This window comes from Nostoc sp. DedQUE02 (assembly GCF_034531035.1).
Taxonomy (GTDB): domain Bacteria; phylum Cyanobacteriota; class Cyanobacteriia; order Cyanobacteriales; family Nostocaceae; genus Nostoc.
This window is the reverse complement of record NZ_JAVRBY020000004.1, coordinates 138,192-164,812: the sequence shown is the minus strand read 5'-3', so window position 1 is coordinate 164,812 and position 26,621 is coordinate 138,192. Positions and strand designations below refer to the sequence as shown.

Annotated in this window: 20 protein-coding genes; 7 read left to right on the top strand and 13 right to left on the bottom strand. The window is 41.1% G+C overall.

Going from position 1 to position 26,621, the window contains the following annotated elements:
- Window positions 1-115 precede the first annotated feature (115 nt).
- The 7 genes from RMX98_RS06075 to RMX98_RS06045 all read right to left on the bottom strand — a co-directional run bounded on the left by RMX98_RS06075 (window position 116) and on the right by RMX98_RS06045 (window position 8,940).
- Window positions 116-2,416, bottom strand: coding sequence for a peptidoglycan DD-metalloendopeptidase family protein (locus tag RMX98_RS06075; RefSeq protein WP_322676265.1), 2,301 nt, complete (start codon window positions 2,414-2,416; stop codon window positions 116-118).
- A gap of 793 nt (window positions 2,417-3,209) precedes the next feature.
- Window positions 3,210-3,671, bottom strand: coding sequence for a tRNA (cytidine(34)-2'-O)-methyltransferase (locus RMX98_RS06070; protein ID WP_322676264.1), 462 nt, complete (start codon window positions 3,669-3,671; stop codon window positions 3,210-3,212).
- 315 nt (window positions 3,672-3,986) lie between these two features.
- Window positions 3,987-5,126 carry a glutamate--cysteine ligase gene (gene gshA, locus RMX98_RS06065; protein WP_322676263.1) on the bottom strand — a complete coding sequence of 380 codons (1,140 nt, stop codon included), beginning with the start codon at window positions 5,124-5,126 and terminating at the stop codon, window positions 3,987-3,989.
- Window positions 5,127-5,597: 471 nt separating this feature from the next.
- Complete coding sequence (locus tag RMX98_RS06060) at window positions 5,598-5,798, bottom strand: hypothetical protein (protein WP_322676262.1); 201 nt, start codon at window positions 5,796-5,798, stop codon at window positions 5,598-5,600.
- Window positions 5,799-5,826: 28 nt separating this feature from the next.
- Complete coding sequence (locus tag RMX98_RS06055; protein ID WP_322676261.1) at window positions 5,827-6,642, bottom strand: hypothetical protein; 816 nt, start codon at window positions 6,640-6,642, stop codon at window positions 5,827-5,829.
- Window positions 6,643-6,867: 225 nt separating this feature from the next.
- Window positions 6,868-7,386 (bottom strand): META domain-containing protein, encoded by a 519-nt coding sequence (locus RMX98_RS06050; protein ID WP_322676260.1) that lies wholly within the window; start codon window positions 7,384-7,386, stop codon window positions 6,868-6,870.
- 324 nt (window positions 7,387-7,710) lie between these two features.
- Window positions 7,711-8,940 carry a trypsin-like serine peptidase gene (locus tag RMX98_RS06045; RefSeq protein WP_322676259.1) on the bottom strand — a complete coding sequence of 410 codons (1,230 nt, stop codon included), beginning with the start codon at window positions 8,938-8,940 and terminating at the stop codon, window positions 7,711-7,713.
- Window positions 8,941-9,668: 728 nt separating this feature from the next.
- Here RMX98_RS06045 and RMX98_RS06040 point away from each other — a divergent pair.
- The 4 genes from RMX98_RS06040 to RMX98_RS06025 all read left to right on the top strand — a co-directional run bounded on the left by RMX98_RS06040 (window position 9,669) and on the right by RMX98_RS06025 (window position 14,264).
- Window positions 9,669-11,105: a sensor histidine kinase gene (locus tag RMX98_RS06040; RefSeq protein WP_322676258.1), complete on the top strand. Its 1,437-nt coding sequence runs from the start codon at window positions 9,669-9,671 to the stop codon at window positions 11,103-11,105.
- Complete coding sequence (locus tag RMX98_RS06035; protein WP_322676257.1) at window positions 11,098-12,423, top strand: sigma-54 dependent transcriptional regulator; 1,326 nt, start codon at window positions 11,098-11,100, stop codon at window positions 12,421-12,423. Before RMX98_RS06040 ends, RMX98_RS06035 begins: the two co-directional genes overlap by 8 nt.
- A 136-nt stretch (window positions 12,424-12,559) precedes the next feature.
- Window positions 12,560-13,963 carry an RNA polymerase subunit sigma-54 gene (locus RMX98_RS06030; protein ID WP_322676256.1) on the top strand — a complete coding sequence of 468 codons (1,404 nt, stop codon included), beginning with the start codon at window positions 12,560-12,562 and terminating at the stop codon, window positions 13,961-13,963.
- A gap of 4 nt (window positions 13,964-13,967) precedes the next feature.
- Window positions 13,968-14,264 (top strand): hypothetical protein, encoded by a 297-nt coding sequence (locus RMX98_RS06025; RefSeq protein ID WP_322676255.1) that lies wholly within the window; start codon window positions 13,968-13,970, stop codon window positions 14,262-14,264.
- A gap of 294 nt (window positions 14,265-14,558) precedes the next feature.
- Here RMX98_RS06025 and RMX98_RS06020 read toward each other — a convergent pair whose 3' ends face one another.
- The 4 genes from RMX98_RS06020 to RMX98_RS06005 all read right to left on the bottom strand — a co-directional run bounded on the left by RMX98_RS06020 (window position 14,559) and on the right by RMX98_RS06005 (window position 19,296).
- On the bottom strand, window positions 14,559-15,743 hold the full coding sequence (locus RMX98_RS06020) for an anion transporter (protein ID WP_322679393.1): 1,185 nt from the start codon (window positions 15,741-15,743) through the stop codon (window positions 14,559-14,561).
- A 317-nt stretch (window positions 15,744-16,060) separates the two neighbouring features.
- Window positions 16,061-17,314, bottom strand: coding sequence for an MFS transporter (locus RMX98_RS06015; protein WP_322679394.1), 1,254 nt, complete (start codon window positions 17,312-17,314; stop codon window positions 16,061-16,063).
- A 355-nt stretch (window positions 17,315-17,669) separates the two neighbouring features.
- Window positions 17,670-18,125: a pentapeptide repeat-containing protein gene (locus RMX98_RS06010; protein WP_322679395.1), complete on the bottom strand. Its 456-nt coding sequence runs from the start codon at window positions 18,123-18,125 to the stop codon at window positions 17,670-17,672.
- Between the two features lie 307 nt (window positions 18,126-18,432).
- Window positions 18,433-19,296, bottom strand: coding sequence for an alpha/beta hydrolase (locus RMX98_RS06005; protein WP_322679396.1), 864 nt, complete (start codon window positions 19,294-19,296; stop codon window positions 18,433-18,435).
- 203 nt (window positions 19,297-19,499) lie between these two features.
- Here RMX98_RS06005 and RMX98_RS06000 point away from each other — a divergent pair, with 203 nt between their 5' ends.
- Genes RMX98_RS06000 through RMX98_RS05990 form a run of 3 tightly spaced genes read left to right on the top strand, consistent with a single transcriptional unit; the run spans window position 19,500 to window position 21,926 of the window.
- Window positions 19,500-20,318 (top strand): DUF1206 domain-containing protein, encoded by an 819-nt coding sequence (locus tag RMX98_RS06000; RefSeq protein ID WP_322679397.1) that lies wholly within the window; start codon window positions 19,500-19,502, stop codon window positions 20,316-20,318.
- 33 nt (window positions 20,319-20,351) lie between these two features.
- Entirely contained in the window at window positions 20,352-21,497 is a 1,146-nt protein-coding gene (locus RMX98_RS05995) for a glycoside hydrolase family 10 protein (RefSeq protein WP_322679398.1), read from the top strand.
- Between the two features lie 6 nt (window positions 21,498-21,503).
- Entirely contained in the window at window positions 21,504-21,926 is a 423-nt protein-coding gene (locus RMX98_RS05990; RefSeq protein ID WP_409880963.1) for a DUF2358 domain-containing protein, read from the top strand.
- 72 nt (window positions 21,927-21,998) lie between these two features.
- On the opposite strand, the gene RMX98_RS05985 is transcribed toward RMX98_RS05990, so the two are convergent.
- Window positions 21,999-23,453 carry a PIN domain-containing protein gene (locus RMX98_RS05985; RefSeq protein WP_409881142.1) on the bottom strand — a complete coding sequence of 485 codons (1,455 nt, stop codon included), beginning with the start codon at window positions 23,451-23,453 and terminating at the stop codon, window positions 21,999-22,001.
- Window positions 23,454-23,594: 141 nt separating this feature from the next.
- Window positions 23,595-26,483 carry an excinuclease ABC subunit UvrA gene (gene uvrA, locus RMX98_RS05980; protein WP_322678799.1) on the bottom strand — a complete coding sequence of 963 codons (2,889 nt, stop codon included), beginning with the start codon at window positions 26,481-26,483 and terminating at the stop codon, window positions 23,595-23,597.
- Between the last annotated feature and the right edge of the window lie 138 nt (window positions 26,484-26,621).

The following is a 26,621-nucleotide window of genomic DNA, read 5'->3' as shown; positions in this document are numbered from 1 at the left end:
GACCCTTTTACAATTTTGTTAGAACATTTATCCCTATTGAGGACATAAAAAGCAAAAGAGGGAGTTTACCTCCCTCAACGAACAAGGCAATAATTTAGTTATAGACAGCCAAGAATTACAGGCGTTGCGGTAGGAAAGCTATTGGGTTAACAGCACCCTTTCCTGGTGGATGAACTTCAAAGTGGCAGTGTGTACCAGTGCTGTGACCAGTAGTACCCATTAAAGCAATTATTTCTCCTTGATGTACCTGCTGACCCGGTTGCACCAGAATCTTGCTGTTATGGGCATAGCGGGTCGAACTGCCATCAGGATGGTGGATTTCGACGAGGTTGCCGTAGCCACCATTGTTCCAGCCAGCTTTTTCTATCGTACCGTCAGCAGAAGCAACTACTGGTGTGCCAGTGGAGTTAGCAATGTCAATTCCCTTGTGCGGTCTTCCCCAGCGCATACCAAAGCCAGAGGTGAGAGTGCCCTTCGTCGGCCAGATATAAGCCAAGGTTGAAGTAGATGGAGGAGGTGTAAGTTCGTCAATGGGTTTAGGCAGATATTGATCCACTGCTGCTAAAGGCGGCATTGTTTGTGGAGAAACTGTGGTTCCCCGCATCTTTCCTAAAGAGTCAGAGGCATTTACTCTTACAGAAGGCGTTGCAACCCTTGTGGCAGATTGAGTGCCAGAGGGAGTCCACTGACTAGCAGACCCTAGATTAGGCAGGAACTCTGGGTTTACTGGTTCGCTAGGGCGTACAGTAGCACGAAATTGGGGTTTAATTGGCTGAACGCTATAGTTAGACCCAATCGGCGTCGGAACTGGAATTGGGATGGCTACACTATTCGGTCGAGACGCAGGGTTAGGTACAGTGAAATTATTGGGGGTAGAAATAGGAGTGAGCATCGCAGCATTATTAGCTTCGATCGCTGCTGCTGGCACAACTAAATTACCAGATTGTTGAGCGCGATATTTCTGCTGTAACCTCTGAATTTCCGTTTGTAAGCCCCGCAAACGGTCATTATTATTATTTACCCTTGCTACCCTATTTGTTGGTGTTTTAGGCTGTTGCATTTCAGCAAAAGCTTGTGGCACTGCAATGTCACCACCAACACCATAATATTTTTTATTAGTGGGAGGGGCTGTTTCTAAGTCGGCCGCACTATTTGCTTGAACCTGAACAGTTACCGGTTTAGGGACGGTAATGCTGGTGTTTTCGGCAATAGTTGGTGATTGTGAACTAGGTAGATATGAGTTGGCATTACCAATATTCAAAGGGGAGATGGCTTCTTTTGGAGTTTTGCTGGACTCTACAAAAGTTGGCTTATTCGCTACAGTTGTCTCAGCTTGAACAGCAGGAATAACTAGTTTTTGACTAATTTGCAGTTCATTTGGATTATTGAGGTTATTTGCCTTAACTAGTTCTGATACTGAAGTGTTGTGTCTGCTGGCGATCGCTGCTAGTGTATCTCCAGGCTTAACTTCGTAGGCTGTTAAAGTTGAGGAGGCAATAACTGTTGGTGTAGCTGGTACTGGTACTGGTACAAATGCACTTGCCTGTGTCTTCTCTTTTAACTTCGATATCAGGTTCGCTTTGCTGGCATCGTCAGAAGTGTTCGACTGGGCTAATGCTGTCTTCTCAACTACAGTTGTTGGCTGTGCCAATTCTATATCAGCTTCTGATAAATTTTTGGTTTCCCCAGACTGTAACTGTGCCAGACTCTTTCTTAAACGGTTCGATTTTTCTTGTAAGCGATTTAGTGCGAACTCTTGTTGCGCTTTAAGTTGTGCATTTATTTCACTGTTAGCTGCGGTTGACGTTGCCACTGTTTGTGGCTGGGCAGTTAGTGATGCATTTGTACTACCAACACCATCAGCACTATGGTCAGACAGATTATTGACTGTTGGGAAACTAGTCTCGGCTAAGGTATTGTTCAATCCCTGTGCCACTTGAGGCTTCAGGTAGTTGGAATTTTTATAAATTGCTGTTGCTTGAGAAAACGTGTTTGATGCAGGAACTTGCAAAGACGTTCCACTTGCCGCGACTTGCCATTTAGCTTCAAGCCCAGGCACTTGTGAAACTGCCGTTGGTTCCACGATAACAGGATTTTCCGGCACGCTCGCTGATGAGACTGCTTGGGACTCCAGCTTTGTGGAGGCGAATTTCACCTCAGTGTCAGGAACAGCAGGAATCGCTGAGGTTGCCTTTTGGCTGCCTACTGGCACCGCTGCTTGGGCTTGATCGCTTTGTCGAGTCACCAAAAGGCTGGTTGCTCCCATAGAGATTGCCAAGCCAATCATGGCGGCTTTTGTCCGCACCCGGCGGTTAACTTTTGGATTCATCACATTTAGCAGTTCTACCGGGGCTTCATCGCTGCTGGGGTTATTGTTCAACACAGCTTTTACTCTCTTTTTCAATGCTCGTTTCAAAGACGACCTCCTATGATCACTAGCGCTTAACTGACCTCGATTTTTTCAGTTGGATACTAGTCAATGATTTAGATCACAACGAACGATAGATCAAGATCACATTCACCAGAGATGCTTACGCAAGATTAACCTGCTTCTCTGATTTAGACAAGTTTACATGTATTAGCAAAACTTAAAATTTGCTGTGTTTACTTGTCCGAACCACTCCTAACACCACTTAGGACGTTTTACTTTTTTACCATTATCCGCGCTTGTCTTGCGTCAATCGCGGGGACTGGACAAATTATTTGCCAAGTCCATAGTCGCTGCTGAGAATTCAGTTGCGGCGACTTCTGGAAAAGTCATACCCCCTGCTGTAGATATCTTCAAGATATTTCTACCCAATCAGTCTTCTCAACACGAGACTTTACGTTGATTATTCCCTAAAAAACAACCGTATTAACTATCGGCTACTTTTGGGGCACTTTCTGTCTTTGATTGATCAAAAATAGCTCAAATGCAAGAATTGACCAGGTTATAGCGTTTTTGTTCCCCATTGAGAATGTTTCAAATTCATCAAAATCTATCATTCAAATTTGGCAATATTCCAAGTTTTATATACAAATTTCTTATAATAACCTTACTATACTTGTAAGTATCTTCCACTACATTTTGCGAATAAACCAGATTTTCGGTATATTGTTTTACATATTGTTGCTGCCACCCAAAAAAATTTGTCGCCAGAAATAAATCATCTTAATAGATTCCTGGATAGATTATAAGTAAATACACTTATGACGCTCAAGGTAAACAGCTATTGCAAATAGCCTAATTGACGACGGGTTTCAAATAAGCCAATTGCCACACTGACTGAGAGATTCAAGCTACGAACCCCCGGTTGGCTCATGGGAATATAGAGAGTAGCATCGCAATCTGACAAAATTGCTTGTGGTAAGCCTGTGGTTTCACTACCAAACAGCAGCCAATCATCAGCTTGAAACTGAAAGTTCACATAATTACAATTTCCACCAACCGTATAACCTAACCATCTACCTCCACGCTCCTGATGTATGGTTTTAAAGGCTTCAAGCGATTCGTGATAGTGCAGTTTGACATAAGGCCAGTAATCCAAACCTGCTCTTTTGAGGTAGCGATCGCTAATTTCAAACCCCAAAGGCCCCACCAAATGCAATTCTGTACCTGTAGCTGCACAAGTACGGGCAATATTACCTGTATTAGGAGGAATTTGTGGGTTAACTAAAACTACCTGGGGCATTGTCCGTATAATTTGCGTATTGTATAAAACAATCTACTGTCAATGTCAAATCTACCAAAAGGTAGAGGTGATTCATAGGTTTTGTTAATAATAATCAAGTATCCCCCATAGATTAGATTTTTAAAACCAAGCACAATGCCTCCCAGAGCAATGCCTGAGAGGATATTTGGCTAAAATCAATAAATATTAAGTTTTGTGTAGAAGAGATTAAGTGCTTGTGCCTTTTTGTTTCAAAAGGGGAGTGGGGAATAGGCAATAGGAGAGGGATGAAGGATAAGTAGAAAAGAATTTCTTCAATTCCCAATGCATTTTGAGTTAAGCCAGCAGGGACGAACACAATTTGTTTTCGAGTTCGATTTCGCGGTGTTGGGTGGCGATAATAGCCTGAGTGATGACGCGCTGGCTGTCAAAGCCGACTGTGTGTAATTGCAACCACTGTTGAGCTTCATTGCCTTCGCGGAGGATTTTGTGCAAAGGGGAAAGGAAACAGCTAAAACCTTGTTGTCTAGCGATCGCCCAAACATCTTGATACATTTGAGCAATCCAATCTCTGGCGACAATGCTTCTGCCATCTTGCCAATGTCTCAAATCAGCATCAAGACTAGCAGCAGCAGCAGCAGCCTCGTTGTCAGCAGTTAGAGTGACAAGTTCTTCTGGAGAAAAGGTACTTTGGGTTAACGGATCGATATTGGGATTTTCGATTATTTGCAATAAACGCGCTTCTAATAAGGCAGTTATGGCTAGCAAGGCAATGGGATCTGTGACTAAATCGCAAATTCGCAGTTCTAGGCGGTTCAAGTCATAGGGACGGCGATTGCCATTTGGTCGCACTGATGCCCACAAATGCCGCACATTTTGCATGGTTCCGGCAAGGAGTTGAGCTTCCACCCACTGAATATGATCGGCGTGGCTGGCAAATAACGGCACATGGCTAGGGGTTTGGGGAAATACGCCCCAACGGGTGGAGTGATAGCCAGTAGCTTTACCATCCAAAAAGGGAGATGAGGCGCTAAGGGCAAGAAATAGAGGTGCTTCCATACGGATCACCCGACACGCCCGCATTAATACTTCTGGATCGCTGATGCCTACATTAATGTGTACGCTAGCGGTGACTACTTTCGTGCCGTAGGTGTTCTCAATGTAGTCATGATATGGGTTTGCTGGATCGGAACGGAGAAAGCGATCGCTCCCGCCCAAAGATAAAGTACTCCCCGGTATCAGGGTGTAATTGCCCAAGTGATTGAGGTAGTTTCGCAATACTCGCCGGGGACGCAGCAAGGCACACAATAAATTATCGTAATTATGCGATGGTTGGGTTATGTATTCGACGTTGCGGCTATCTGGCTCCCGCATAAATTCACCCAAAGCTGCAACAATTTTGTCGGAGAGACCGACGATTTCACCTTGAGGCGTGCCAGTGTACATCTCAATCTCAAAGCCTTTTAATAAGACCACTTTACGTTCTCCTCGGCTCTCTCTACCTATAAATTGTATCGAATTAGACGAATATCTGGATCTATCTTTGAGTTAATCAAAGGTTAAGAATCATTTAATTGCCAACTCACTCGAAATCAGGATGACATATTTCTAGTCTGTGTCTAGGAAAATTATTATTACTTGAGTATAAGTAGAAAAATCTCTTAATTAGGATTTACACTCTGTACAAATAGACAGATATGTGTTAATGATTCCAGCTTTTTCAGACAGTTAGCGTCAAGCCAACACACAACCTTCTATGGGGTTTTTATTAGACACCCTGTACTAGTTGTTAAAAAAGAAAATATCTATCTCAAGATATATTCGTTTTGCCTGCATATACTAGGTATTAAGATTACATAAAGCAGTAAATATGATGCTATTAGTAGCATATTTATCTCCGCACTAGTAAAAGTCTTGAGTATAATGTTGAGGACTTTTGCTATTGAGTTATATATTTTGCAATATAAAATTAGCGGGGGAATCACTCTTTTGAACAATATTGAGACGTAGAAACTGCGCCCATGCTTCATCATTAAGTAAGTTTAAAGCAGTATTAGGATTGTGACTTGCGATCGCGCCAATAACTTTACGCCATCCCTGTTGCAATCGCTCAATAAAAGCTTCTTCAATAGAAACTCGATTTAGCAACGAAAGCGCCGTTTTAAAACTTTCTGAATTAGCTTGTATATTCTTCTGACAATTTGCATAATGCTTGCAAAGATATTTTACCTTCAGTATGTAGCATTTCTAACCATTTTGATGCTGACTCTACAATTTGCTTTCCATTTCTTATTTGAATGCTCAATTTATCTTCAAGGGCATCGAAGATAATGAAAAGCGATATTTTTCTCCAAATTTTTTTAGTTGAAGCTATTACCTTGCATGAACTAACGATTTTTCCCTCTTTTGGAACATGAAATGCTAAACCTGAAGCTTGAATACTTTTTTGGATTTCCTCAAGGGATAAGGAAGAGATATCAGCAATTGTATGATCGATAGCGATAAAGTCTGCTAAGTCAGGTAAATTTATCGTTGTCTCATTTGAAGATTCCGATTGAAAGGTTATTTTATCGCTTAAAGGGTCTGTAATAGCATAAATTTGTATAGGATATGGCGGCTGTGGTACAGACCCTTTTTCATAAAATGAGCGACCTTCAGGAGTAACTGTAATTGGCGATGTTGCTGAGATAGTTTGTAATGAACGAAGAGTTGCAGTAGTAGTTTTAATAAATACAGAATCAAGCCCAAGTACAGAGGCTAATTCATCCTCTGTTGGCGGAGGTTGAAATTCAATAGCAGCGCGGATGATAAATTCTTCGAGTACGTTAAAGTGACGAGGTTCCTTAATATTTAGTTCTACAGGAGTTTGCCGCAAGCTATAACGGAATTCACGCGCTGCTAAAACTGACAAACTAGGACTTTGCGCTTCAATTTCGTCTACAAAATTTTTGAGATTGTCATCAATCGGTTTAGCAGAAGAGGCAAGAAACATTAACAAAACCTTTATGTAGACGCCAGCATACATAGACTAGGCGAAGATATTCACCCAGTAAAAATATTAACTTGTTAACACGCTCTAGTCGTTGCCCAAATTCAGGATATGATTCAAAGAATCTGGGTAAAGGTAATGATGAATGTGTTACTGATAAGACAGCGTTAGCGAGTCATCTGTTGCAGACATCGCAAGACTTATAACAAATGTGAGTGAAACGCGGGCCTACTTCATAGGGGCAAAATACAGCACTCCCTCATCTGCATTCATTGCATAAAACAATACTAGGCTACCTGAAGCATCTGAGCCAATACGACGTACCGATTGGAGGGCGGATAAGAATTGGACTTCCTGATTCATCACAACTGGATCGCAACCTTTTTGAGTTGCATCCAATGTTCCTAAAGAAAGTTGGTCATCAGCCAGCTTAAAAGAGCCACCAAAACGATTACATCCCCCAAACCCATTTACCTGATTGTCGTCAAAATGCAAAGACAGTTCTGTTTGGGGCGCAAGTGCAACAGCAGAGCCTTTACGCTCCCAACGCTCAAGTCGCCAAGAAGAATTTTTCAAAGCAACACGAGATTGCGGAGGGCGTTCGGATGACATAGTAGGTAATTGAGTTGAAGAAGACTTTGTACAGGCCAATAAAGCAAGGCTGAAGGTCAGCGCAACCCCCACAATACTTAAAACAAAACTTACTTGAATTAAAATAACTTTGAGCGAAACCATCTTCGTTTGCATAATGCGTAACCGCTTACTCTAGATGGATCAGGAAGTGTTATGAACATTATAGTGAAATTAATATTTTCAGGGACAACTTGAGGCATTCTCTGATGAAGCTAGAGACCCGTGCTGCTTCTTAGGGAGCAGCACCAAGTCGTTCACTTTAGCCTAACCACTACCCTGATTAACGTGATAATTTTAGAAATCGATTGATCTTGGTGTCTTTGTAACTTAAGGGTAAAAAATTATTTATTCACCACTCAGACACGAAGATGGAAATAGCCTTATCTGCTACGACTTAAATTCTCTTTCTACTCACCTTAACAACAGTAGCCTAACTACTTATCTGCAACGCCCCTTACTTTGAAGTTGCCAAGCGCTCAATGCAGGATTATCGCAAGCATCATAAACTAGTTTTCCAATGTTGCCTGCCCCACGTGTGCCATAAGCAGCGTTGGGAAATTGTTGGTTTTGTCCAAACCAAGACGAACCCATTTGCTGCTCACTATTACCATAGCTTGTGACTCCGACAACAGAATTACGGACGTTTGAAGAGCCATAGTCTCCTCCTGATGCATCCTCGCCAAAGTTGACAAGCCAGGGGCCACCGCTAGATCCACCAGTCATCGCTGAACCTAACCAAGTATTCTTTAGATTGCCGGTAGCGTAGTATGCACCATAGGCAGTGTTGATTTGCATCCTCAAACCTGAGTCAAAAGAGCCAGGATATCCGAGCTGAGTGATAGACGCAAATAGCTTATTACCAAAGACGCTTTGATAGGCTGCGGCTGGCACAGCATAACTGTAGCCATTCCAGCCATAACCGAACCAGCCCGTAAGATTGCCTGCCTGTTGCCCTGAACTATTATTGTTTAAAGCAACAAGCGCAATGTCATTGTTGCAAACAACGCCGGTTTGTGTACAAGTATCAGTTCCATTGAAGTAGGCGGTAGGAATTATGTACTGCGTGCTTTCAAATGATAGATAGGGTTCAGAAGAGTTGTTTTTTGCAGGAACAAACTTGACCTTTTTCACCCACCCGTTGCTTCCTTTTCCATAATCATGGACGCAGTGTGCAGCCGTAATCAAAAGACTTTTCCCAATCATTGAGGCTGAACAAATGTAGTTATAAGTAGTTCCGCCAACAGCCATATACAACTTTCCGGCTCGACGGTAGTAATTGTTCTGAGCAGGATTCGTAGTGCCGCCTAAAACACGGGAAGTAGTGTAAGGTAATTTAGAATTTCCAAAAGATAATGGGGTATTTATTGGTAAATCTAGCTGTTCATTTTGTTGAGATTGACCATTATTAGATCCGACTGCACCTGGTGTACCAATAATAGTACCCGTGCTGAAAGCAGCATTGGCTGGAGGCTTAACTGAGCTTATGGGCATCCGCGATTTAAGCTGTTTTTCAGGTAAAGTATTGAACTGCCCAGTTCTGTATGACTGATTGACGCTATCAGATGAGACGGTTAAAGACCGATTTTGCGCGATCGCCCCATAACTTTGTAAGCTAAGTAGCAATCCAGTTGACACAATAGCTAATGACTGTCTAACAAATACTTGCATTTTATTCCTCCTTAACCTGCTAATGTCTTTGGTTATCTGCTTGCTATAAATTTTGTAAATACAGCACAATACACCTGTTTGCGGGATGGCTAAACAAGCAGATAAAACAGAAATCCGTCGCACAGAAATAGACTAGTGCATACAGTAAATCTGTTTCTTAAGACAGATGGTTCATACTTTTGATTTCAAATAGTATGTAGGTTTTTGTGCAAATTCCTTATGAAGTAACTATAAGATTTGAGGTGGTTTTGATAAACTTTTCTTAACCTAATTTTTTAAGTACTAAAAGCGAAAAAATAACCAGTTTTAGCGTATATTAGTAAGTTTTAGACTTTACAAGCACCTGCTTTTAAGCACTCAATTTTAATGCGTAGGCGTAGCCCGTATTTCGATCTAACTCTTGGAGATGCTGCGCGTAGCTTGTAGATAACCGCAATATTGGGTCAGATAAGGTGGCAATCTGTAGGGGTGCAGATCCGCTTAAGCCGCCATCGACATCGAAGAAGAAAGCTCCATTCGTCGTATTTTATTTATTAAGCAATATTTCGCCAATAGCATCAGGAACGAAACCCAACCTACCCCTAAATTTATAAAGACTAATGACAACAAAGGTTTCTGATTTTCTCTCGTGAGAATAATAAAAGATTACTAAATAATTAGGTATTCTGATGCAATTGGCATAGTTTTTGCATTTCTAGAAGTTCTAATTCTTATTCCATGAACCTATTGTGTTACCTCAACGTTGGACACTGCGGCGACAGCTAACAATCCTCAGCATCCTTTTTTTAGGTTTAAGTGGAGCTGCTTTGTGGTTAGTGGTACAACTATTTCAAAGTCTGGAAGGTGCTGTTGTTGTCAGAAATCAGAGAGAACTAGCTTTTGCCAACACCAGACTAATTAAGCTGTTTTGGGAATCAAATCTTGGGCAAACACCAAAGCCAGGTAAGCCATTGGCAGAACTCTCAAACGAAGCCCTAACTGCTTTCGCAAGGGTAGAAGGGGGATTTTACCTGCTTCAACAAGACCAGCTTTTAGGCTATGCCTATCCTACCCACGGGGGCCCTGTCCCCAAAAAAGATATTCCTCCTGCTGAACGAGACACAATTTTGCAATTGACTCGCAGAGCCACAAGCCAAGGTTTACCCCAGGAATTAGTGCTGCACCCTGGTCTTGATATCTTGGTACTGCGTGCTGACCCTCTACCTCTGTGGGGAGCAGTGTGGACGATGAAACGTATGCCTCATCTAGAAGATAGCAATCAGAAAGTTTTAAGTGTTTTCGTAGTTTTAGGAATTTTAGTCGTGGGAGTTTGGACTTTTTATATTGCCTTACAACTACAGTGGGGAGTGCAGCGACTCCAGCAAAGTATTAAAGCAATGGAAGAGGATAAAGCTTCACTTATTCCTCCGCTACCCGCAGAAATGGGACTGTTGGGAACTGCAATTAATAGTATGCAATACCACCGCCAAGAGTTAGAGCAGCGCCTGCACCGAGTTGAGCGCTTGGCTTCTCTGGGACAATTGGTGGCAGGGGTAGCTCATGAAGTCCGCAATCCCCTAGCTAGTATGCGCCTCAATTTGCAATATACAGAACGACAATTAAAAAAGCAGGGAATTACGACTTTACCGATCGCTAGTTTACTAGAACAAGTAGACCGTTTAGAAATGCTGGTGCGACGGCTATTGTATTTTGACCAAAATCAGCAAGAAGAAATGGTAACTACTTCCCTAGAAGCGATCGCTTCGGAATCAGTTTCTCTATTACGTTTCAAAGCCGAAGAACAGGGAGTGACGCTTTTTTATCGTTCTGCTGCTGAACCTTTGCCCCAAGTACCACTACGCCGCCGGGAGTTAGGACAGGTGATGGTTAACTTAATCTTAAATGCCATCCAAGCAAGTCCACCAGAAAGCGAAGTTGAAGTTGGTGTAGACCAAGAGCAAGACTACTTAGTGACTTGGGTAAAAGACACTGGCGCAGGTTTAGCACCAGAAGAACGCGATCGCATTTTCGATCCTTTTTATTCCACAAAACCCCAAGGAACAGGTTTAGGTTTAGCAATTAGCCATGAGATTGTCACCCGACACGGAGGGCATATTGATTTGAAATCTCAACCAGGTTGCACCGTTTTTAGCGTTTACTTACCGAAGAATCACAACGATGGCTAAGATTTTGATTATTGATGATGAAAAAGCTTTGCGTCAGGCGATGGCGCAGATTTTAAAAGATGAAGGTTACGACGTAATAGAGGCAGAAGACGGAGAACAAGGACTGAAGATGATTCAACAAGATGCTACATCTCGTCCTGACTTGGTATTTCTAGATTTAAAAATGCCCAAAACTCAAGGTAGTGCTGTTTTAAAAGCTTTAGGTAGTAAGACTTTATTTGAAGTGCCAGTAATTGTGATGACAGCTTATGGAACAAGTCGTACAGCCATTGAAGCTATGCAATTGGGAGCTTATGATTATTTAACTAAACCCTTCGATTTAGAAGATTTAGTCAACTTGGCGCAAAAAGCTTTAGCTCATTCCCAAGCATCCGCCGAGCAAATTGGTGAAGCAAATATTCAAAATCTCGGACAACCAGAAGAACTGTTGGGGCGATCGCCTAAAATGGCAGAAGTTTTTAAACTCATTGGTAGACTTGCCCAAGGAAACACCACAGTTTTGATTGTCGGCGAATCAGGTACGGGCAAAGAGTTAGTCGCTTCCACACTGCATAATGCTAGCCCTCGCAGTCGTGGCCCTTTAGTAAAAGTTAACTGTGCAGCTCTGCCAGAACATTTATTAGAAGCAGAATTATTTGGTCACGAAAAAGGAGCCTTCACTGGAGCGAATCACTTGCGAATTGGTCGCTTTGAACAAGCCAATGGCGGTACAATTTTTCTGGATGAAGTTGGAGAATTGAGCCAAATCATTCAAGGGAAATTGTTGCGAGTATTACAAGATAAATCCTTCGAGCGCTTGGGTAGTAACCAAACCAAAACTGTAGATGTCCGCATTTTAGCTGCCACCAATCGGAATTTAGAGCAATTGGTACGCCTGAATCAATTTCGAGAAGACCTTTATTATCGCTTCAATGTAGTACGAATTGAACTGCCACTTTTGCGCGATCGCCCAGAAGATTTAGAACAACTTACCCAACATTTTCTAAGCTCTATTGCTCTAAGAAATGGAACTAGAAATTTAGCAATTACCTCAACCGCCCTAGAAAAATTGAGAGATTACCCTTGGCCGGGAAATGTGCGAGAACTGCAAAATACTTTAGAGAGAGCAGCAGTTTTTTCTGGAGGAAGAACCATTCTTTCAGAGCATCTCATTTTTAATCAAGAATATCAGATGAATTTAAATTTAGAACAAGCGATCGCTCAGTTAGAAATAAACTTTATCCGCCGTGCTTTAGCTCTTTATCCCCAAGAACCCCACAAACCATTAGGAATTTCTGTCGAAAGCTTTGAACAAAAAAAGAAACAATGGAATTTATAGCAAAAACTTTCAATTTCTCGTTTAACTTCTCGTTCCTTGACTCTGCCAAGCGCCTCCTTGGACTATAGGCAGAGCCTATAGATGAGCATTCCCATGCAGAGCATGGGAACGAGATAAAACTCTTAACTCTTAACTAATGAATTCTTTAAACTCAGCATCTACATTAGAAACCCACCTAGAAACTCAAACTGTTATTTACCCAACCCTACAGTATTTAGTTCGCTTCTTACCGTGGGATGGTAAACGAGTATTCGATTATCTTCGAGAAGAATCTAAACACAATCCATTTATCATAGAAACATCTAATTTCGATGACAATCAACTACTTTTAGAAGATATTCTACCTACTTGGTATACTCCCATCGCCCAAGAATTAAGTTTAAGCGAACATCTTCTTGGACAAATATCAGCTTTATCAATCCCATCAAGACAACGTGAAGCCTTAACCCATCTAACTCAGTGGTTATCAAACTCAGGTTACTTAGAAGAAACTCCAGAAGTTTGGGCAGATGGTAGTATCTGGAGTGCCAAAGAATTAGAAGCCGTTATGCCTGTTCTCCAAAGTTTAGATCCACCTGGAATTGGTACGCGCTCACTGCAAGAATGTCTATTAGTACAACTCAAAAACCAGCCTGAAAGTCTAGCATTTATACTAGTTCAAAATTATTTAGAAGACATAGCAAATTGTATTGGTAATTCTTCCGATTCAAAGCACAATTGTCAAATACTATTACAAAAGCTGCACCAAAATCACCAAAATCTTGATGTTGACATCAATAAAATCAACGATGCTATTCATAAGATTCAAGAATTAGAACCCCGTCCCGCCAGAAACTTCGGTGGTAGCAATGCTCCCATCGTCACTCCCGATTTAAAAGTTGAGCTAATAGCTGGAAGTTGGCAAATTTCATTAGCTTATGAAATCAAACAACGTTTTTGTCTGAATTCCGAAGCCATTAAGCTTTTGCAGGAATCACCAAAAGCAAGGCGAGATACCCAACAACTAGAAGCATTATTACAAAAAGCTAGAAATTTACTCACAGCTTTGCAACAATGGCAAGAAAATCTGCTCAAAGTTGGGAAATTTTTAGTTGAGCGACAGCAAGCTTTTTTGCAGAGTCGGGATAAATTAGACTTAGTATCTACCCCTCAGCAATTAGTAGCTCAATCGGTGGGACTGAGTAACTCTACAGTCAGTCGGATTGTGCGGGGACGGTATATATTAGTTTGCAATCAACACAGTCAGATAATTCCGTTGCATTCACTATGTGTTCCTGTAGGAGTAGGCGGACGTACTCCTCAACAAATCCAACAGATGCTATTACAGTTAATTGCAGAAGAATCACCCGCCAATCCTCATACTGATGAGCAATTAGCCCAGCTTTTGAAAATCCAATTTTGTCTGCCAATTACCCGCAGAACAGTCACAAAATACCGTAAAATTGCCGGAATAAAGTCATCACATCAGCGTAAGTTGACTGATAAAAAGATGGGAAGCAAGACCAAAAAGCAAGGAAGTCTCTTGAAATATCAAAGTTGAGCCTTTGAAGGTGAACGTTGCGGCTTTGAGCCTGGAAGTTGCACCTTTTAACCTGAACATTGCGGCTTTGAGCCTGGAAGTTGCACCTTTTAACCTGAACATTGCGGCTTTGAACCTGAACATTGCGGCTTTGAAGGTGAAAGTTGCACCTTTGAGCCTGGAAGTTGCGTCTTTGAAGGTGAACGTTGCACCTTTGAGCCTGAACATTGAGCCTTTGAGCCTGGAAGTTGCGCCTTTGAAGATGAACGTTGCACCTTTGAACCTGAGAGGATGTCTGAGAAGTATTAAATATTTCGCTTGATCCCCCCTAGCCCACGCCAGTCGCTCATGGGGGAAACCACGCCAGATGCTCCACTTGGGGAAACCCCAAGACCGCACTGGCTCCCCAAGACCGCGCTGGCTCCCCTTAAAAATGGGGGAACAGGAATCAAAGTCCCCCAATTTATCGGGGGATTTAGGGGGATCTACAAGTCTCAAATACAACACCAAAAAATTTTCAGACATCCTCTGAACGTTGCACCTTTGAGCCTGAAATTTTAAGTTTGATTGTTGACAAATGACAAATGACAAATGACAAATGACCAATGACAAATAACTAAATCCAAAAATAAGCCAGGATGAGAGTCACGACAGTTAGCGGTAGACCAAAACGCAGATGTTCCCAGAATGACAATTGATAACCAAGTTTTGCAACAGCCTCAGCAACAATTAAATTAGCAACTGAACCTAACAAAGTTAAATTACCAGCTAAAGTAGATCCTGCTGCTAATAATAACCAGGTTCTTGTGTCTGGATGGGGAATTAAATGTTGTAGTAATAATACTGCTGGAACATTAGAAACTAAATTAGAAAGCAGAGCAGTAATTCCTAATATGCTCAAGGGATTATAAACTAAACCGCTAAATAAATTTAATATGCCTAATTTTTCTACTCCAGCAGTCACAATAAATAGCCCAGAGAACATCACCAGTAAATCCCAATCAACTTTATTTAAAACTCGTTGCGGTTTGATTCGCCTAGTAATGAACAATAAACCAGCAGCTACAAGTGTTGCTTGGGCTGGAGGTATCCCAATTAAAAATGCAATTAATAATCCTCCGGTTATCAATAGGCTTTTAGTAAGCAACGGTTTAAATATGCGGTAACGCACGGGGGTTACACTCGGACAAGATTTAGTAGAACGAACATCAGGATAAAGCCACCACAATAACCCAATTTGGATTAACAAACTTACTAATGCAATGGGAGTCAATGCTTTCGCAAAATCGAGATAGCTGATACCAGAGAAGGAACCAATCAAAATATTTTGCGGATTACCACTTAAGGTAGCCACTGAACCAAGATTAGTTGCTCCCGCCAAGGCAAGTAAGTAAGGAATTGGATTGAGGTTCAAAGTTTGAGTTAAACCGAGAACCAAAGGAGTCAAAATTAGAGCGATGGTATCGTTCAGAAAAAAAGCGGAGAGAATTCCACTGCCAAAAGTTAAAACAATCAGCAAACCTAAAGGGCTGCGGGTAAAGTGTGTAACTGTATCAAGGGTTAATTGGAAAAAACCAGCGTAAGCTAAGTTCGTGCTGATTACCATCATCCCAAACAGGAAAATCAGCGTTTTATAGTCTATCGCTTGCCATGCTTCTTTGAGGTCTAATACCCCGAATGCCATCAGCAAAGATGCACCAACTAAAGCAATACTGGCTCGGTTCATCCGCAAACCAGGGAGATATCCTAAACCCAAACCGATATAAGTCAGTGCAATGATGATGTATCTGAAAACAATCATGATTTTGCTAGATGCTTTTGATTAAGTAGTCATTGGTCATTTGTCATTTGTCATTTGTCATTGGATTTTAGTGCATACCTAGCCTCTTGTGGGTGGAAAACTTTGTCTTTTATGGGACTAATTCAAACCATGTTAAGGAGTGGACGGGTTTATTTTGGACTAATGACTAATAGACTTCTTGCAAAAGTCCGGGATAAGGGGCGGGGGAAAAGGGTAAAAAAACTCAAAATCCTTTCCCTTTAACCTTTACCCTTTCCCCTAAGAGTGCAAAAATATATTTTTGCAAGAGGTCTAATGACTAATAATTAATGACTGCCCTAAGCGGTTTGAGGTGATGCTTTTCTATTAACTCCTGTTTTTGTTTCCGGTACACAGAACCAAAAAACTGCTAAAGCCACAACTGCGATCGCTGCTAAAATCAAAAAACCAACATTGTAACCAGCACTTTTAACCACAAATCCAGCCAGCACGTTGCTCAAACCCGCACCAATGCCAATAGCAGTGTTGAGCATTCCTTGGGTAACATTAAAGCGTCCCGTGCCTTTAGTCAAATCAGCTACCATTAACACAGAAAGCACACCAAAAATCCCGCCTGCAATACCATCCAGAATTTGCACAGAAACGAGAAAATAGGGATTGCCCGAAAACGTATACAGCACTCCTCGAATCGGTAAGACGGCAAAGCCCAGCAAAAATATGGGTTTTCGGGCTGTATGTGCGAAGCGCCCAGCCAAGTTAGACACTGGAATCATCACTAACTGAGCGACAATGATACAAGCAGACATATAAACTGTGTCACTTGTGCCTTTACCCTGTGCCAATTCTTGACCAACTAGCGGTAACATAGCAGCATTGGCAAAGTGAAACAGAACTACTGCAATACTAAAGAATAAGATTTGGCGATCGCTCAATAATTGCAATATGCCTTCATGATGCTGTTGATGTTCTTCTTTATCTTCCTCTCTCTCTTCACCATCTCCACGCGCTAGTTCGTGGTCAATCTCTCTTTCACGAATCATCCTCACTGAAATAATACTGCCCACAGCCATAGCTGCAACCAAGAAAAATATTGCCTTGCGGGCAATAAAGTAACCCACTAAACCAGCGAGAGTAGCAGCTAGCAGATTTCCTGTATGGTTAAATGTTTCATTACGACCTACCCGCCTATCTAATCTCTCATGTCCTACGAGTCCCAGAGTAATAGCAGTAATCGCAGGTGGGAAAATTGCAGCAGCAATCCCAATCATAATCTGAGAGCCAATGACAACAGGCAAATTGGGGAACAAGCCCATAGCAATAGAGCCGATAGAAACGAAGACAGCCGCCAGTACAATCAACATCCGTTTTTGACGTAGCCTGTCAACCAATGCACCAGCTGGTGTTTGAGCAATAACTGTGGCAATTGCCGAAGCTGACATCGCCAATCCAATTTGAGCCGGGTTCCAATTTGCTGAGGCTTTCAGGTAAATGCTCAGATATGGCCCGACACCATCGCGCACATCCGCGAGAAACACATTCAAGTAATCAAGTGACCGCAAACTCTTCTCACTCGGTCTTCGCTGTTTTTGCATAAGTCTTTAATGATATTTTGTCAGCAACGGAGAGGTCAAAATACTTTTATGCAAAAACCGTGCCAAATCAATGGGCATCTGGGGAGAAAACCTTCTTTGTGCATCTGATGGGAAATCACAAAGATTTTCAGATTTTGATTGCCCTTTTTTGTGTGGATATCAGTGCGATCGCAAAAAGAAACCCCCTCTGCTTTTGCCATAGTAAAGTGATTACAATGCAGAGGGGTTTCATTTATTTTAATATTTTTTGTAGAGGCAGGTTTTCAGGATAATTCTGGCAAAAAACTAGTTTATTTGATTTAAAACCCGCCAAAACCTATGTTGTATTGATTTGGACTTGTGTACTCAGACCGCCCTATTTCCAATCGGGAATTTCAGCGTCTTCTCCACCAATCCCGATTCCAGTGTTAAATACTTCCGCATCAGTAAGATTAAGCTCGTTCATTGATGCTTGATACACATTAGAATCGTGAATTGTAGCGCGAGTAAAGTTTACTCCGTTGAGATTAACTTGCTTCAAATTCACATTCGTTACATAAGCAGATGTTAGGTTAGCACCTGCCAAGTTTGCACCAGTTAAATCAGCACCTTCGAGGTTAGCTCCTACAAGGTTCGCTCCTTGCAGCTTCGAGCCTCTCAAGTCAGCACCAATTAAATGAGCGCCACTAAGGTTAGCTCCTGATAGATCGCACTTAACACATTCCCCAGTTGAAAGCAGCTTTTGTAAATCCTGTGGATTCTCGGCTCTAACCGAGCTAGCGAGAAATAGGGGTGTTGCTAAGGCCATGGCCGCTAATAGCTGGAGTTTCATAATTTTCCCCCTTAATAATCGAGTTGCGTCCGTTCTGTCCCTCACAACTCTATTATCTCACTAAACTTCGTGAGGTCAATCTCTCTTGTGACAATCTATCTCCTGACAGCTTAGTTATGATCTGAAACCCAGATAAAAGTAATGTCGAAAATGCCATTAATTACGATTTTTTCGCAATTTTTACCCCATAATTCCTCAAAAATGCCCACTGTTAAATCACTATTAAATCTTTTCAAAAGTAAAATCTGGCGCTACTCGTCATAGCTAATTTGATAAGTATTTATACTTGATAAATTGATGTTTTAGCTTAAGTCCTCAGAAATTCTCGCATATACTGATTAACCAATTCCGGCTGTTCTTGCTGCACCCAATGACCACAATTAGGAATATACTTGATTTGAAAATCTCTGACATAAGCTGCGGTGTCGTAAGTTAGTTCCTTGCCGAGTGCGGTGTCATTTTCTCCCCAAATCATCAGTGTTGGTACTTCCAGAACGCCCCAATTTGGATTTAGCATTTTCTGCTGAAAAATATTGCGGTAATAGTTCAACATTGCTGTGAGGGCACCGCGTTTTGCAGCAGCATTTTTATAAGCGTCAATATCGGCTTGTGTGAAAGCACTCTTGTTAACTGCTGTACCTTTAAAAGCTGTTTCAATAGCTTGGTAGTCGGAAGATTGTAAAAGTAATTCTGGTATCCACGGTAGTTGAAAGAGAAATATGTAATTGCTACGTAGCAACTGTTGGGGAGTGCGTAACCCTTGAGCAAATTTGGCAGGATGAGGCAGGTTAAGAATAATTAATTGTTCTAACATTTCGGGGTGAGTGTATGCAAGATTCCAGGCGATCGCACCTCCCCAATCATGCCCAACTAATACACATTTTTGATATCCTAATCCTTTAATTACTCCCTCAATATCTTTGATAAATTCATCCATGACATAAGCGGATTGCTCATTTGGTTTATCACTATCGTTGTAACCACGCAAATCAACGGCGACAACTTTAAAATTTTGGGCAAATTCTGGTATTTGATGCCGCCAAGAGTACCAAAACTCAGGAAACCCATGCAACATCAACATTAAAGGGCCTTCACCTTGGGTAACGTAGTGTAGTTTTACCCCATTGGTAGTTATATATTCGTGTTTCCAAGAAGTTTCTATTAGAGACATAATTAATCCAAATCTAGCATTAAAAAATTAAATAATAATACTGTACTTAGCAACTGTAATATTATTTTGATCGACCTCACATCTATTGAAAGACAGTATTACGATAGTGGTTTTTTGCAAAAATATTAGACAATTTGTCTTGAGGTAGATGTGAATCGCGGGTAAATTTTGGTAAAAAGTAGATATAATTCTTCCCAACTACCATGACACAACAGTTGACAAACCATGCTTCATTGTGGATTGAGCGACTGGGGCGATTTGGCTATGTTTCCAAAGGAGTAGTTTACGGTATAGTTGGACTACTGGCAGCACAGACAGCTTTTGGCAACGGTGGTAAAACAACTGATACCCAAGGCGCTCTCCAAACAATCGTTAACCAGCCATTTGGTAAATTGTTGTTGGCTTTAGTTGCAATTGGCTTGATTGGATACGTAATCTGGCGTTTTGTACAGGCAATTAAAGACCCAGAAAATAAAGGTAATGATGCCAAAGGTTTGGCAGTACGAATTGGTTACGCAGTTAATGGCTTGATTTATGCAAGTTTAGCCTTAAGTGCTGTGAAAATCGTTACGGGTACAGGCAGCAGTAAAAATAGTAGTGATTCTACTGAAGATTCGACAGCACGTTTGCTTTCTCAACCCTTTGGTGAATGGTTAGTTGGAACTGTGGGGGTGTTTGTAATTGCTCTAGGTTTTTATCAGTTTTATCAAGCTTTTAGTGGCAAATTTCGTAAAGAACTTAATTTAACTGAGTTAAGCAACACACAAGCCCAATGGGTAATGAGGATTTCCAGATTTGGTTTAGCGGCACGGGGTATAGTGTTTTGTATTATCGGTTGGTTTTTAATTGAAGCTGCAAGGCAATCGAATGCCGCCACCGCAGAAGGTTTGGATGAAGTATTACAGACGCTAGCGCAACAGCCTAACGGGGCATGGCTTTTGGGTATTGTGGCCTTAGGTTTGGTTGCTTATGGGATTTACACAATAATACAGGCGCGGTATCGTCGGCTAGTCAATATTTAGATGGTGCAGTGCTGAGAATTTCAATTTATAGAAATGGCAATAATAGAAACCCGTGGTATTTGGCTGACCACTACTGATAGTAAAGTTCTCAGGTCAAAGGAAGGCATTGCTGAGGCGATGGATTTTCTGGCTGAGACGGGATTTAATGTGGTGTTTCCTGTTGTTTGGAATAAGGCGGTAACTCTGTATCCCAGCCAAACAATGCAGCAGACATTTGGAGTCGAAATTGACCCTATGTCTGTAGGTCGTGACCCTTTAGAAGAAGTGGTGGTGGAGGCGCGGCGAGTTGGGTTAAAAGTTATTCCTTGGTTTGAATACGGTTTTGCTAGTTCTTACAATTTGAATGGTGGTGTACTTTTACAGAAAAAACCGGAATGGGCTGCGCGTGATTATAACGGCAATTTACTGAAGAAAAACGGCTTTGAGTGGTTGAATGCACTTGACTCACAGGTGCAGGAATTCTTATTGAACTTGGTGCTGGAAGTTGTAAAGAATTATGATGTGGATGGGGTTCAAGGAGACGATCGCTTCCCTGCATTCCCCTCTGAAGGTGGCTATGATGAGTTAACTGTCACCCGCTATCGCCAGGAATTTGAGCGCAATCCGCCACAGAACCCCAAGGATAAACAATGGTTACAGTGGCGTGCAGATATTCTCACTGAATTTTTGGCGCGTCTCTACCAGGAAGTGAAAGCGGTGAATCCTAATTTATTAGTAGCGATCGCACCTAATATCCATGATTGGGCATTCCAGGAATATCTGCAAGACTCCCCTGCATGGCTAAAGCGAGGAATAGTCGATATGATTCAGCCGCAGATTTATCGTCGTGACTTTGGGAGTTATTGTGCGATCGCTGATAAACTAGTAAACCAGCAATTCACAGATGCGACACTACCGAAGTTAGCACCGGGAATACTGATGAAGCTTGGCAGTTATTGTATTAATCCAGAATATCTGGTGCAGGCAATTGAATACAATCGCCAACTTGGTATTCAAGGAGAGGTATTCTTTTTTTACGAAGGTTTGCGCGAAAATAACAATAACCTAGCTAAAATTTTGCGAAATGGCCCCTATGCTAAGTCTGCATCATTTCCCAGTCTGTCAGATTTGAGTGCGGGTGGTGTGATTAATAAGAGGACATCTTCAATTTGGCAACAGTTGTTAAAAAAGATTTTTTAAGGAAAAATGCGCGTGGAATCTCAATTCTCGGTAGAACAAGTAATTAAAACTTTAAAAGAGGATTTACCAACACTTTTTCAAAAAGATATTTCTTATGACATTTATACAGACGATATCTACTTTAAAGACCCAGTAAATACATTCAAATATAAATTTAACTATCGCATTATATTTTGGACTTTGCGATTTCACGCTCGGCTATTTTTTACCCAAATTTACTTTGATGTGCATGAGGTTTATCAGTCAGCCGAAGACACGATTTTAGCAAAATGGACAGTACGGGGAGTGTTGCGCGTTCCTTGGAAAGCTGGTTTGCTTTTTAATGGTTATTCAACATATAAACTAAATCAAGATAATTTGATATACGAACATATTGACACTTGGGATAGAAAGCCAGGGGAGATTTTACGGCAGTTTTGGCAAAGATAAAAAGAGAGCTAAAGTGCAGCATTATAACAAGTTACTGCACTAAATTCCAAGATACGATCAGCCGATTGCAGATCAAGAATGTGATTTAAGGTAGTCTAAATTATATAACTTTGAATACGGAGTGATATTTTTTATTGCTTCTAAACCTGGTAAGTTTATTTTTGGAATCTCAATTAGACTACGCATTTGTGCTGAAAATTTTGTAAGCTCATTTTTACCAGGTATTAGCTCTGCAAATAATGAGTTAATTTTCGGAAGCTCGGTTGTATTTCGCATTAGCTCTGTAAATGGTGAGTTAATTTTTGAAAATGCAGTTATACTTTGCAAGTTTTCTGCAAATGGCGAGTTAATTTTCGGAAGCTCAGTTAAACTCCGTAAATTTTCTGCAAATAGCGAGTTAATTTTCGGAAGCTCGGTTATGCTTCGCGTTAGCTCTGTAAATGGTGAGTTAATTTTCGGAAGCTCAGTTAAACTCCGTAAATTTTCTGCTAGTGTGGAGTTGATTTTTGTAAGATCAGCTATACTTTGCCTTTGTACTGCAATTGTAGATTGAATTTCTGTAAGATCAGCTATACTTGGTATTTTTTCTTGACTATTCTGCTCTGATAGAGTTAACTCTTGATCTGAAAAATCTTTAACATTTTTAATAGCTGCATCATGCAGCATAATTTCTCTGGCTTCTTCAATTGCTTCTGGCTGTTCTGGGAGATTTAGAAAATTTCCAGCATATTTCATAAATCGAGGAGTTAAATACATATAAAATTTAACTCCAGCCTCTGCTAAAACTTCTTGTGCTAGCTCTGGCCTTGGGCTTATAATTCTACCTTCATGCTCTAACCACCAATCCTCTTTCTCATCATCTGTAATGAAAATTATCGGTTTTTTCTCTAATTTTGCATATTCAATTAGTTGAAACCATAGTATAGCATCACCGTACTTATCTGGTTCTGGTTTTTTTACATCTTTATAGCCTGGGGGAATTAATTCCTTAAATCTTTTTTCAGCATCTTTATAGATGGCGTTTAATTTATCTTTGGAATAAGGCTGTCCAATTCTAGAATCCAAGATTTCAGTTAATTTATCTAGAAGTTCGTCAGAGTTTATTAGGTCAGGATGAGCCTGTTTTGTCTTACGTAAATTATTTTTTACTTTTTTAGTTATTCTTTCAATAGGTTCTATTATTTTATTTATCTCTATAGTAGAATGTATATTATATTTTCCTAAATCACCTTTTAAATTTTGTAGATTTTTATCTAAAATTCTCTGAATATCGTCGTAAGCTTTTGACTGATCAGATATCTTAGTCAAACGATTTTTATGAAACTCGTAAGCGACTTGATATGGAATCCAAATCCTTTGTTTAAGCTTGTGAAGAATGTCAAAAAATCTTTCCCTAGTTTTAGGAGAATACTGATAAATACGTAATAAAACATTTGTATCGAATGAAAAAATACATTCTTTCCATAGTTCAGCAAACTCTTCCTCTGTAGGCTGGTAATAGCCAGGAAATAAATTACGCATATTCATTTTTTGATAATTCCCTAATATATGCTTAAAGTATAGTGCCTATCCATACAAGGATAACACTCAACAATAAAAAGGGGCTTCTTAATAAAAGTCCTCCTTTTCCTATTCTTTGCTTTGCACCTTTGCGTGAGACAAAAAACTCTACTTCTTCACCGCCGGATACTGTTTTAACACTTGCTGCAAATATTGTCCAGTATAAGACCTGGGATTTTTTGCAACTTCCTCCGGTGTTCCCACAGCAATCAATTCTCCGCCTTTATCGCCACCTTCTGGCCCCAAATCTATCACCCAATCAGAACAACGAATCACATCTAAGTTGTGTTCAATTACTAAAATTGAATTGCCTTTATCTACCAATCTTTGCAATACATCTAACAATTTGTGGACATCGTAAAAAGATAACCCTGTTGTTGGTTCATCTATCAAATAAAGTGTCTTACCTGTGGCGCGTCGAGATAGTTCAGTTGCCAATTTTACCCGTTGCGCTTCACCACCAGATAAGGTAGTTGCAGGTTGTCCTAGTTGGACGTAACCCAACCCGACATCAAATAAAGTTTGCAAACGCGCGATCGCTTTGGGTATATTCTGGAAAAAGTCTAAACTCTCCTCAACTGTCATTCTCAGAACATCAGAGATAGACTTATCTTTATACTTCACTTGCAAAGTTTCACGGTTATACCTTGCACCCTTACAAATTTCGCATTGCACGTAAACATCAGGGAGAAAGTTCATTTCAATAACATTCACACCCTGTCCGCTACAAGCTTCGCAACGTCCACCTTTAACGTTGAAAGAAAATTGTCCGGGTTTGTAACCTCTAGCTTTGGCTTCGACGGTTTGGGAAAATACATCCCGAATCGCATCGAAAATTCCTGTGTAAGTTGCAGGGTTAGAACGTGGTGTGCGTCCAATGGGAGATTGATCGATAACGATCGCTTTATCAATCGCATTCAATCCTTGAATTTTATCCAAATGTCTGGGTAAGGGAACTTTCTTGGTTAAATGGTGTTGCAGAGATGGGTACAGTAATTCGTTAATCAGGGTAGATTTGCCAGAACCAGATACACCAGTTATCGAGACGAGTTTACCTAGCGGAATGTCTACATCTATATTTTGTAGATTGTTGCGATGGGCATTTCTAATTCCTAAACTGCGCCCATTTCCTTCTCGGCGTTCTGCTGGTGTGGTAATTACTCGTCTTCCTGATAAATATGCACCCGTCAAAGAATCTTCTGCTGCTAATAACGCCTGAAAATCACCTTGGGCAATAATATTTCCGCCGTGAATTCCTGCACCAGGGCCAATATCAACTATATGGTTAGCTGCACGAATCGTTTCTTCATCGTGTTCAACGACAATTAATGTATTACCCAAATCGCGTAATTTAGTTAAAGTTTTCAGCAACCTGCCATTATCTCGTTGATGCAAACCAATACTCGGTTCATCTAAAACGTAGAGAACTCCTGTTAAACCAGAACCAATTTGCGTTGCTAGACGAATTCGTTGGGCTTCGCCACCAGAAAGGGTCATGGCGGGACGGTCAAGGGTGAGATAATCTAAACCTACATCCAACAAAAATTGCAATCTTGCTTTGATTTCTCTCAAGACTAAATCAGCAATTTGTAACTGGCGATCGCTCAATTTAAATTGCTCAATTCTCTCTCGACAATCCCGAATTGATACGGTAGTCAATTCCAAAATTCCATATTGTCCCAACTTCACCGCCAAGGCTTCCGGTTTTAACCGTTTTCCCAGACAAACTTCACACGCTTGATCAATTAAATACTGCTCTAATTTTTGCTTAATTAATTCAGAACCCCCCTCATACTGCCGTTGCAAAATTGGAATAGCACCTTTAAAGCTCTGCTTTCTTTTTGCTTCTGCGGCTCGTTCATCTTTTTCTCCAAACAAAATAATTTGCTGCTGTTCTTCTGTTAGCTTGCTCCAATTTGTTTGTAACTCAAACCCATAAATCTGCCCTACACTATAGAGTAATTCCAAGTAATAAGAATTATCTTTTTCTGACCAAGGCGCGATCGCAGCATAAACTGGCGCTTCCCAGTCGGGTACAATCAAGTCTGGCGCAAATCTTCTTAAAGTCCCAATTCCGTGACAGTGCGGACAAGCACCATAAGGCGAGTTAAACGAGAACAATCGCGGTGATAGTTCCTCCATTACCGCGCCATGTTCTGGACAAGCAAAATTTTCTGAAAATACTAATTCTTCTTCTTTTTCTTGTCCATCGTCACCAAGCAAACTCACCAGAATGGCTGCAATCCCACCCGATTGTTTGAGACACGTAGATAGAGAATCAACCAAACGCTCTTGGATACCATCTTTTTTCACCAAGCGGTCAATTACCACTTCGATGGTGTGGGTAAAATTTTTATCCAATTCTATCGAATCTGACAGTTCGCGGATTTCGCCATTGATCCGCACGCGGACAAAACCTTGAGATGCCAGACTTGACAAAAGCTTACGATGTGTGCCTTTTTTCCCCCGGACAACGGGTGCAAGAATTTGGAAGCGGGTGCGATCTGGTAATTCCATAATGCGATCGCACATTTCATCGATTGTCTGGGGTGCAATACAGCGATCGCATATCGGACAATGGGGTTCGCCAGCCCGACCAAACAACAGCCGCAAATAGTCGTAAATCTCCGTCACCGTACCGACAGTGGAACGGGGGTTATGAGACGTTGACTTTTGGTCAATAGAAATTGCTGGACTTAAGCCTTCAATCGCTTCTACATCCGGCTTATCCAGTTGTCCTAAAAATTGCCGTGCGTAGGCGCTGAGGGATTCCACATAGCGACGTTGCCCTTCAGCAAAAATAGTATCAAAGGCTAAGGAAGACTTACCAGAACCAGAAACGCCAGTGAATACGATTAGGCGATCGCGTGGCAATTCCAAGTCAATATTTTTCAGATTATGCTGCCTAGCACCCCGAATCCGAATGGTATTCTGGCTGTTGTGGCTGGGGTACGGAAGATGTCCATTCAAGGATGCTGCTAGCTGTTGGTCTGACATATTGGCGGCGAAGAAGGAGTTTCTTATGAAACAGTCCTTAATAATACTATCTTTAATCGGTTTATTGTAGAACAATAGTACTGTTTTAGTTAGTTATCGTTCCAGATTCATGGCGCAGACATCCTTAAGAGTCTGCTA